General features: G+C 37.6%; 8 protein-coding genes. 6 read left to right on the forward strand and 2 right to left on the reverse strand.

Going from position 1 to position 10,903, the window contains the following annotated elements:
• Positions 1 to 73: 73 nt before the first annotated feature.
• From HEQ28_RS09320 to HEQ28_RS09335, 4 genes are all read left to right on the forward strand, one after another.
• Complete coding sequence (locus tag HEQ28_RS09320; protein ID WP_434501962.1) at positions 74 to 490, forward strand: hypothetical protein; 417 nt, start codon at positions 74 to 76, stop codon at positions 488 to 490.
• Between the two features lie 337 nt (positions 491 to 827).
• Complete coding sequence (locus HEQ28_RS09325; protein ID WP_434501963.1) at positions 828 to 995, forward strand: hypothetical protein; 168 nt, start codon at positions 828 to 830, stop codon at positions 993 to 995.
• 117 nt (positions 996 to 1,112) lie between these two features.
• Positions 1,113 to 2,630, forward strand: coding sequence for a right-handed parallel beta-helix repeat-containing protein (locus HEQ28_RS09330; RefSeq protein WP_434501964.1), 1,518 nt, complete (start codon positions 1,113 to 1,115; stop codon positions 2,628 to 2,630).
• Positions 2,631 to 2,767: 137 nt separating this feature from the next.
• Positions 2,768 to 3,205, forward strand: a complete 438-nt coding sequence (locus tag HEQ28_RS09335) for a DUF4890 domain-containing protein (RefSeq protein ID WP_434501965.1) — start codon at positions 2,768 to 2,770, stop codon at positions 3,203 to 3,205.
• Positions 3,206 to 3,281: 76 nt separating this feature from the next.
• On the opposite strand, the gene bla is transcribed toward HEQ28_RS09335, so the two are convergent.
• Both bla and rnr read right to left on the reverse strand, forming a co-directional pair.
• A complete protein-coding gene (bla, locus tag HEQ28_RS09340; protein ID WP_434501966.1) occupies positions 3,282 to 4,154 on the reverse strand; it encodes a class A beta-lactamase in 873 nt (290 codons plus the stop codon).
• 217 nt (positions 4,155 to 4,371) lie between these two features.
• Complete coding sequence (gene rnr, locus HEQ28_RS09345; protein ID WP_434501967.1) at positions 4,372 to 6,567, reverse strand: ribonuclease R; 2,196 nt, start codon at positions 6,565 to 6,567, stop codon at positions 4,372 to 4,374.
• A gap of 210 nt (positions 6,568 to 6,777) precedes the next feature.
• On the opposite strand from rnr, the gene HEQ28_RS09350 reads away from it, so the two are divergent.
• On the forward strand, positions 6,778 to 9,180 hold the full coding sequence (locus HEQ28_RS09350; protein WP_434501968.1) for a glycoside hydrolase family 31 protein: 2,403 nt from the start codon (positions 6,778 to 6,780) through the stop codon (positions 9,178 to 9,180).
• Between the two features lie 104 nt (positions 9,181 to 9,284).
• Complete coding sequence (locus tag HEQ28_RS09355; RefSeq protein ID WP_434504448.1) at positions 9,285 to 10,892, forward strand: glycoside hydrolase family 43 protein; 1,608 nt, start codon at positions 9,285 to 9,287, stop codon at positions 10,890 to 10,892.
• Positions 10,893 to 10,903: the final 11 nt, after the last annotated feature.

Here is a 10,903-nt window from a genome sequence, read left to right on the forward strand (position 1 = left end):
TAAATAAATAGTTAAATCATGTCGTATTGCGTGACTTGTTCAGCATGAGTCGAGTTATAAAACAGCTTAAACTATGAACATTGATAAAAAGATTCTTGGCAAAATGAAAATACTCATAAACATAGTTGCCTTTATTGCTTTTATTGGGCAGTTCTTTTCTTTTGCATTTAGCGCACTAAATCAAAAGAAACCAGAAAATGCAATAGAATCAGTATATAACTATTATATATTCTTTGCTTTTCTTTGTTCGCTGATAACAGTGGTTATTTTTGTCGTTCAATACAACTTTAATTTTAAGTTACTTAAAAAGAAAATACCAAATTATATCTTTCTCGTGATTGTTGCCGTTGGTATATATATACCTATTATGCAGTTATTAGCACTAAACGATTTTTTGCTAACATCATGTATATTATTGCTGTTTGATTATTATATCATGCGCAAAATACTGAGCAATCTATTTTCTAGTTCAGATACAAATTTAGAATAAGGAAAAAATATGCAGGAGATATATTGGGGTTCTTTGTACATTGATTGAGTACGCTTGCGTGTTATTCTCTCGCTGATTACGCAGATCACGCAGAGGAATGCAGCATGCTGCATTATTTCGCAGAGAAAGACAGTTAGTGTGGTTTTGGGGTTTATCTGCGTAAATCTGCGAGATCTGCGAGAGACATTGGGGTTCTTAGTACAATAGATTGAGTACTCTCATATAAATATTCTCACGCAGATTACGCAGATAAACCGCAAACATCATGAACGGCGTATCTCCACTATGTGGTAACTGTATTTTCAGGGCTATCTGCGGGAGAGTAGGCCGTTTACACATGCAAAGAAAAACATCTGCGGGAGACGAAATAGTCGCTGCCGATGAACATTTTATATCATGTTTTATACAGGGTATATTTTGTAATGGTTCTTCAGCGAACCTTTCTTTTACTAACAATAATCTTCAGATACCACAGTTCAATAAGGATATAAACTTTATATCTTAAGCAAAACGACTTTGTTAAAATTATATTTGCTAACATTAATTATAATCAAAGATAATATCACGAAACAACTATTTATATATCTTTGCGTATTAGAAATAATCTACAAATAACAAAAGCATGAAACTAAAACACAATTTATTAATGACGATGTTTGTCTTATGTCCATTTGCGATGAACGCAACAGACTACTACACCGCCCCTAATGCCACAGGAGACGGCAGCAGTGCAGATTCTCCAATGGCATTAACTACAGCTATAGACAAGCTCGTTGCTGGCGACAACCTTTATCTACTTGACGGACAATACGACTTGACTTCCACGATTAAAATAAGCAAGTCAGGAACTGTAAGCAATATGATATTTATAGGCGCATACAAAAACAGTAAACCTATTCTAGATTTCAGGAAGGAAGCTTATGGAAGTCATGGCGTTGATCTTGATGCAGACTATGTACATATAAAAGGAATTACCGTGAGATATGCCGGCAAACAAGGATTCCAGAACAATGGTTCATATAACATAATGGAATTAATGGATGTATATGGCAACAGCGATACTGGAATGCAACAAAAAGGAGGCAACAGCAACGTTATACTGAACTGCGACTCACACGATAACTTTGACTATGAGAAAGGTGGCATCACGGCTGCTGACTTCGGAGGTAATGCTGACGGATTTGGAGACAAGCAATACGAGGCATCTCCAGGAAACACTTATATTGGATGCAGATCATGGAATAATTCTGATGACGGATGGGACTTCTATCAACGTATTGGAGGAACGACTGTATTCATAAACTGTATCTGTTTTCAAAACGGTCCTGCTACTTTCGACTTGAGTAATTTCCCCAGACTGGAGAAAGACGCAGCATGGTTTAATCAGTTTGCCGGAGACGGAATAACGATTACCGATGATAATGGTAAAACTCACAAATGCTCCTTAAAGGAATATTATAACAATGGAAACGGAAACGGCTTCAAGCTTGGTGGAGCGAATACAAAGCATGATGTATTGCTGTTCCGTTGTCTTTCTATTGGAAACTCTGTAAAAGGTTTCGACCAGAACAGTGACGCTGGCAAGATACAGATATACAACTGCACATCATACGCTAACGGAAACAATGGGGGGAGCAACTATGGTTTTTACAATGACAATGGCTATAGCCTTGATATTGAAAACTGTATTAGTCTTGATTCAAAGGGGACTAACTCGTTTAAATGCAGCAACATTATTAATGAGAACAACACATGGAACTCTGGATTTAGTGTTAGCACTTCTGATTTTGCAAGTATAGACACAACAAAGGTACTTGCCTCACGCAATAGCGACGGAAGTATTGCCGAGAGTTCATTGCTTCATCTAACCGCAGGTTCAAAACTTATTGGCTCTGGAACTGACCTTACGGCAAAACTTACAGAGGTGACTGGCAGAGGATATAGTATAGGCAACACAAAAGACATTGGCTACATTGAATATAGTTCTACTACTGCCGTGAGAAATATAAAGGGAGATGATGCAAATGGCGACATTGCAGCCATATATACTATTAACGGAATGCGTACCAACAGCATACAGAAAAGAGGACTCTATATAATTAGATATAATTCTGGGAAGACAAGTAAGGCTGTTGAATGATGTTTTGTACAAAACCAGATGTTTCACTTAAAAAAATAACCTGTTGACTGAATTATTTTTGACTTATTAAAACGATGGCATATATTTGCATAAGTTTAAAATTCAAACAATTATAAAATCAACAAAAAAAGAGAATTATGAAAAAGTTTATGCTAACAATGATTGCCGCAATGACTATGTCACTGGCAATGGCTCAAAATCCATCAGACGGTAGACCTATGAATCATCCTGAGCCGATGACTGTGGAACAAATAACAACACAGATGCAAAACAAACTTGGGCTTACAGATGAACAGTTTGCTAAGGTTAAGGCTTTAAACGAGAAATACGCCGACATCCTTAAAGGTCATCAGGGAATGAGAGGTCAGCGTCCTCCTAGAATGGAAAATATGGATAACAGCGAGCAGCCACAGATGACAGAAGAGATGAAAAAGATGATGGAAGAACATCGTGCTAAGAAGCAGGCTTATGAAAATGAGTTGAAAGGCATTTTATCTTCAAGTCAATATACAACATACCAAAGTATGATGCCTAAGCACGGACACAGAGGACCAGCAGAAGGAAACGATAAATAACTTTTTTCACTAAATATCAAATGCCCCCGAGAGTATGACAATCAACTTTCGGGGGCATTTTAATATTTATATTTGATTACTTTTTATTTTCAGCTATAATCTTTCCTATCTCAGCTATGATATTATAGTTAGTATCAGAAGTCTCTTTGGAATCTTTAATAAAGATAGCATAGGCAACAGCCTTTTTATTTGGGAAGATCATTATACCAACATCATTATTAACAGCTGTTCCATTTTTTATATTTGGAGCAGATCCCGTTTTATGTATAACAACAATTCCTTTTGGCAGTTTATTTTTAATAGAGCCAGTAGCAGTCTTTTTCATTGTATCCCATAAAAAATTCTGAGTAGCAGGTTTCAACAAACTATGTTTATAGAACATAGTAAGTAAATTTATAGCTTCATTAGGAGTTGTCCAATTTTGAACTTGCTTATCAGGCTTTGCTTGTTGTTCTGCCTCGTTTATCTTAATTGTCATATTTTCAATTCCAATAGACCTTAAATAATGATTGACAGATGAAGCACCTCCATTATTTTTAAGAATAACGTCACACCCGATATTATCACTGATAGCTACCATATAATATATGATATCAGAAAGTGCCATTTTAATATTTCCATTTGGATACTTTTCTTGTATAGTACTCCATGTTTTTTTCTGTAATTCTGCTGAACTAATAAATATAGAGTCACTAAGTTTTATCTTATCATTATCAACATCATTTAAAACTTTTAGAGCTATCGGAAATTTGAATACACTTTGCATCGGGAAATGCTCTTCACCATTAATAACAACAGACTCGTTGCTATTAAGGTCTAATATTGCGACTCCTATTCCTGCATTCTTATTATTGATAATGTTGTTTATCTTATCTTTAATAGTGCTTATCTGTGAAAAAGAACTGATGGAAATCAACACGAGTAAAAATGAAAGTTTAAATCTTCTCATATATTTATTTTATATAATTATCTATTCTGATTGCAAAGATAAAAGCATTAATTTAAAGTTGCTTCATTTACAAATTAATTTTTAAATATAATTCTAACCTTTATCTTTACTTAACCACAGAAATTGTGTTTATCATATAAAAAAAGCTGAGAGTGAATGTTTCACTCTCAGCTTTTATATATTTAAGTTAAGCACAATGTTCTGAAGAACACCCTAATTATTCGCTAAGACCGAAATCAAGTTGCTTTCTTTCAAGATTAGCTTTTGCAACTTTAATCTTAATCGCGTCACCAAGTTGGTATGTATGGTGATGACGACGACCACGCAAACAGAAATTACGCTCGTCAAAATCATAATAGTCATCATCCAAATCACGCATAGGAATCATTCCCTCGCAATGGTTTTCATCTATTTCTGCATAAACACCATAACTTGTGATACCGCTGATATGAGCCTCGAAGACTTCACCAACTTTATCGCTCATGAACTCTACCATCTTATATTTTATAGAATCACGTTCGGCACTCTGAGCAATAATTTCCATATCAGAACAATGCTCACAAAGTTCCTCGTAATGCTTCTCGTTTGCACTTCGTCCACCTTCTGCGTATCTTGTGAGAAGACGATGTACCATTGTGTCTGGGTATCTACGTATAGGACTCGTGAAATGAGTGTAATAATCGAAAGCCAATCCAAAGTGTCCGATATTGTGAACACTATATTTTGCCTTCATCATTGCACGCAAGGCAACAGACTGAATCATCTTCTGCTCTGCTTTGCCAGCACAGTCATCCATCAACTTGTTAAGACTACGTGCGGTAGCACCCTTAGTTCCTTCTGTCTTTACTCTATATCCGAATTTAACGATAAACTGGCGCAGTGTTTCCAATTTCTGTGGATCAGGATTATCGTGAATACGATAAGGAAGTGTCTTTGCCTTTGCACCATTTTTCACCTTACCAATACTCTCGGCAACAGTACGGTTGGCAAGAAGCATGAATTCCTCAACGAGTTTGTTAGCATCTTTTGAACGCTTGAAATAGCAACGTGTAGGTTTGCCGGTCTCATCAATATCGAAATGAAGTTCCTCACGATCAAACTTAACAGCACCACCCTTAAAGCGTTTAGCACGAAACATCTTTGCGATTCTGTCGAGCATAATCAACTGATCAGCATTCTCGCCCTTATATCCTCCAGCAGGAGCTATAGGAGCAGGTTCACCGGTACCGTCAACGACACCATTATCCTCAAGCAGTTGCTGTACCTCTTCGTAAGCATATCTTCTATTGCTTCGGATTATCGTATGAACGACTCTCCAACTCTTGATATTAGCCTCTTCATCAATATTGAATATAACACTATACGTAAGTTTATCCTCATCTGGTCGTAAAGAGCAGATTAAGTTACACAAGCGTTCAGGTAACATCGGTATCGTGCGGTCTACAAGATAAACACTGGTGGCACGCTTCACAGCCTCTTTATCTATGATAGAGCCTTCAGTAACATAATGGCTGACATCAGCAATGTGAACACCTATCTGCCATAAACCTTTATCAAGCAATTTAATTGAAAGGGCATCATCGAAGTCCTTTGCGTCTTTAGGGTCAATGGTACAAGTGAATACATCACGGAAATCTTCACGTTCAGCCTCATCTTGTTTTGTTATTTCACCAGTAATACTGTTGGCGGCATCCTCTACTACTTTAGGATATTTATAAGGTAGTCCGTATTGTGCGAGAATAGTATTCATCTCCACATCGTTGTCGCCTGTCTGTCCCAACACATCAATAACTTCACCTATAAGGTTCTTATGTTCAGCATCAGGCCATTGAGTAATCTTTACAATAGCCTTATCATCACTTTTTCCACCTTTAAGTCTATTCTTCGGAATAATGATGTCATGGACAAACGTGTTTTCAGGAGTTACAAGATAAGCAAGGCCCTTGTCTACACGAAGTCTGCCGACAAACTGATCCTTCTTTCTTTCAAGGATTTCAATTACTTGTGCTTCCTTAATATGGTTCTGACGACGTGCCATAAAACTTACTCTAACACGATCGCCATTCAGTGCCCACATAGAGTTACGTTCAGAAACAAAGATAGGAGAGCCACCATCCTCAGGCAAGAATGAATTCTTACCATTAGACTTTCTTAGGAAAGTACCTTCCTGTAACTGTCCCTTTGTATTCAAACTATATGAACTGTCTGTAACCTTCGTAATAAAATCATCCCAAACCATTTCTTCCATTATATCAATGGCAAGCATCTTCAGGGGATGAGTGTCTAATCTTAGGGTACGGAATATTTCCTTAAAACTCAGCGTCTTACCCGGCTGAGAAGAGAAGAAACCTTGCAATACTTCGCTCAGTTGCTTCTTTGTCATGCGTTTACCGCCTTTCTTTCCTTTTCCCATATTTATATGTTCTAATAATTTTTCTTTCCACAAAGTAACAAAAAAGAAATGACAAAAACAATATTTATTAGATTTTATTTTATTATTGTAGGCAATGTTACACCGCAAAAAGAATTTGAAACATAATGATTGGCTAAAATAAAAAATAATATTGTATATTTGCACGTATTAAACAAAGACATTGGATTAATATTATTTTTAAAATATATCATGATATTTAGAAAACTATTTCTGATAGGGTTTATAGGCTTTGCCATAACCACAACAGCAAAAAACGAAGTGGAGTTTACCACTAAGTCATGCGACATCAAGGTGGAGTTTTATACTCCGTCTATCGTGAGGATCGTAAAGGTTCCAACGGGTCACACTTTCAACAAGAAAAGTCTTGTTGTTATTGCCAATCCGCTAGACGTGGCGATAACGAGAAATGGCAACAAGATTATAAGTGATTCTTTAAGCATAACTGTTGACAATCTGGGTAGAATTACTTTCAAAAACAAAAAAGGAAAGTTACTTCTGAAAGAAAAGAACAGTAATTTTGTTTTACGTACAGATGGAGCTGATAAAGGAGCATACAAAGTTAGTCAGACTTTCTCATTAGAAAAAGACGAACCGGTATATGGTCTTGGAACAATACAAAACGGCATTCTCAACCGCCGAAATACTCACAAACTTATGGAACAGTCTAATTTGGAAGACTTTCAGAATGTTGTGCAGTCAATAAAAGGTTGGGGACTATACTGGGACAACTATTCACCAACGAACTATGACGACGACGCAAATGGAATGTCGTTATCATCAGAAGTAGGAGACGGAATGGATTATTACTTCATGTATGGCAAAAATGCCGATGGAGTGATATCACAGATGAGACATCTTTCTGGAAAAGTTCCTATGTTCCCTTTATGGACTTTCGGATATTGGCAGAGCAAGGAGAGATACAAGAGCAGCAAGGAAGTTGTTGACGTAGTAGATAAATACAGAGAACTGCACGTTCCTCTTGACGGAATTATTCAGGACTGGCAATACTGGGGAAGCAACTATAACTGGAACGCAATGGAATTTCTTGCTGACGATTATCTTGACGGAGCAAAGATGATAGAAAAGGTACACAGCAAGAATGCACATTTAATGATATCTATATGGGCAAGCTTCGGACCTATGACAAAAGCATACAAACAACTAAACGAAAAAGGACTGTTGTTTGATTTCCAAACTTGGCCACAAAGCGGACTCACCCCTTGGCCACCACGTATGGACTATCCATCAGGAGTGCGTGTATATGATGCTTTCAGCCAAGATGCACGTGATATATATTGGCAAAACTTAAAGCGTCTTTTTAATCAAGGCGTTGATGCTTGGTGGATGGACTCTACAGATCCTGACTTTTTCAATGCAACAGAACATGACTATGAACATAAAGCTGGCAACGGAACATGGCGTAGCCTAAGAAACGCATTCCCATTGTGCACAGTTGGTGGAGTTTATGACAGTCAGCGCAAGGAGAACAGCGATAAGCGTGTGTTTATCATGACACGTTCTGCCTTTGCAGGTCAACAGAGATATGGTTCAAATATGTGGAGCGGTGATGTGGCTTCTTCATGGGATATGCTGAGAAAGCAGATTCCTGCAGGACTCAACTTCTCTCTTACTGGTGATCCTAACTTCAACACAGACATAGGTGGTTTCTTCTGTGGTTCATACAATAACAACGGTAGCGGGTCTGCCACTCATAACCCACAATACCAAGAACTATATGTACGTTGGTTACAATATGGTTTATTCTGTCCTGTATTCAGAAGTCATGGAACAGACGCACCACGTGAAATTTATCAGTTTGGTAAGAAGGGCGAACCTATCTATGACGCCATAGAGAAGATGATTAATCTTCGCTACCGACTACTACCTTATATCTATTCAACAGCATGGCAAGTAAGCAGCAAAGACTACAGTTATATGCGCCCGCTATTCTCTGATTTTGCATCAGACCGCAAAGTGTGGAATATGCCTAATGAATTCATGTTTGGAAGTTCTATCCTCGCAGCCCCAATAGTAGAGGCAAGTTATACACAGGAAAAGATAATAAAGGAGAACGCCATGACAGGCTGGGATAGCAAAGAGGTGAATGCACAGACAGAGAACTCAGCTATAAACTTCAAAGAAAATAAGACCACTCTTAAGTATCTTCCTGCTGGAACCAAATGGTTTAACTTCTGGACTGGCAAGCAATACAACGGAGGTCAATATGTAAACATAAGCACATCAATAGCGGAGGTACCTATGTTTATGCGTGCAGGAAGCATCATTCCACTTGCACCAGAAATGGAATATACTGGTGAAAAGAAGTGGGACAACTTGGAAATAAGACTCTACCCTGGTGCAAACGGTAACTTTACGCTGTATGAAGACGAGGGAGATAACTATAATTACGAGAAAGGAATGTATGCCACAATAAATTTCCATTGGGACGATGCCAACAAAATCCTAACAATAGGTAAACAAGAAGGCAACTATCCAGGAATAATAAAAGAAAGACAATTCGATATCGTAACGCCAAACGGTAAAAAGTATCACATTAATTACAATGGAAGCGAAATAAAGGCACATATTTAATAAAAAAAACTGCCATGTTACATAACAAAAAGTTTATGAAACATGGCAGTTTTCTTTGCATTATAAAAAGTTGTAATTTTGCGGCAACTAATATAATATTTGATATGATCCGCAATCGCTTTTTATTTTTTTTATTTCTTACATTGGCTGCATCCACTTGTTTTGGAAAAGACCATAAGAAGAGTAGTAACATCACTAGTCGCAAATTCACAAATCCAGTGATTTGGGCAGATGCTCCAGACCCAGATGTGATAAGGGTTGGAGATTATTTTTATATGGTGACCACAACCATGCATCTTATGCCTGGAGCACCAATCATGCGATCAAAGGACTTAGTGAACTGGGAAACAGTTAACTACGTATTTGACAAACTTACTGATTCGCCAAAATACGACATGAAAGAGGGAACTGTATATGGTCGTGGACAATGGGCTACATCACTAAAATATCATAAAGGTAGATTCTATGTTCTGTTTGCACCAAATGATAATCCTGGAGGCGACACATATATATACACAGCAAAGAATGCTACTGACAAATGGACTCTAGTTTCAAGAATGAGACATTTCCATGATGCCACATTATTTTTTGACGATGACGACCGTGCTTATGTTGTATATGGCACAGGACAGATGTGTGAACTGACATCTGATTTGAAAGGGATGAAAGAAGGCAGCGATGTAAAACTATTCAACCGTGAAGCTGACGAAACAGGACTTCTTGAGGGTAGCCGTATGGTAAAACATGATGGTAAATACTACCTATTAATGATTTCATGGCCTGTTGGTAAAGCTCGCCACCAAGTATGCTACCGTTCAACCAACATTCATGGTCCTTTTGAGAAAAAGACTATTTTGGAAACTCCATTCGGTGGTTTTCCATACGTAGGTCAGGGTACAATAGTTGATGCAAAAGACGGCAAGTGGTATGGAATGATATTTCAGGATCGTGGTGGAGTCGGTCGTGTGTTGACTCTTGAACCATGTAACTGGATTAAAGAATGGCCTATTCTTGGCGACGAGAAAGGTCACGTTCCAGAGATCATGGACAAGCCTGTACAAGGGTGTAAGACTACGGATATTGTAGGAAGTGATGACTTCAACAGTAAAAAACTAAATATGTATTGGCAATGGAATCACAACCCTATTGACAATGCGTGGTCATTATCAGAACGAAGTGGCTATCTTAGACTTAAAACTAGCCGCATATCAAATAGCATTTTTGACGCACCCAACACTATATCACAGCGCATGAAGGGGCCAAAGAGCAGTGCTGTTATAAGTCTTGACATCAGTAAGATGAAAGACGGTGATAACACTGGGTTGGCAGCTTTCAATGGTGATTCGGGTATACTCACTATAAAAAAGATAGGTAAAAAGAATGTATTAACAATGAGCGAAGAGTCTGTTAGTCTCAGCGACCGTGAGAAAGCTATTACCGGAGTTAAGAAAAACGTAAAAGACAATGTAGAGATAAAATCAAACAAGATTTATCTACGCATAGATGTAGACTTCAATCCAAGTAAAGACATTGCAAAGTTCTATTATAGCCTTGACAATAAGAATTGGAACAAAATAGGAAGCGATTACAAGATGATCTTCGACTATCGCCGTTTCTTTATGGGTACTAGATTTGCAATCTTCAATTATGCGACTAAACAAGCAGGCGGTTATGTTGATATGGACTTCTTTAAGTTCAAAATGATGAAATAATAGTTTGATCA

Source organism: Prevotella sp., from assembly GCF_051059605.1.
In the GTDB taxonomy this organism is placed as follows: Bacteria; Bacteroidota; Bacteroidia; order Bacteroidales; family Bacteroidaceae; genus Prevotella.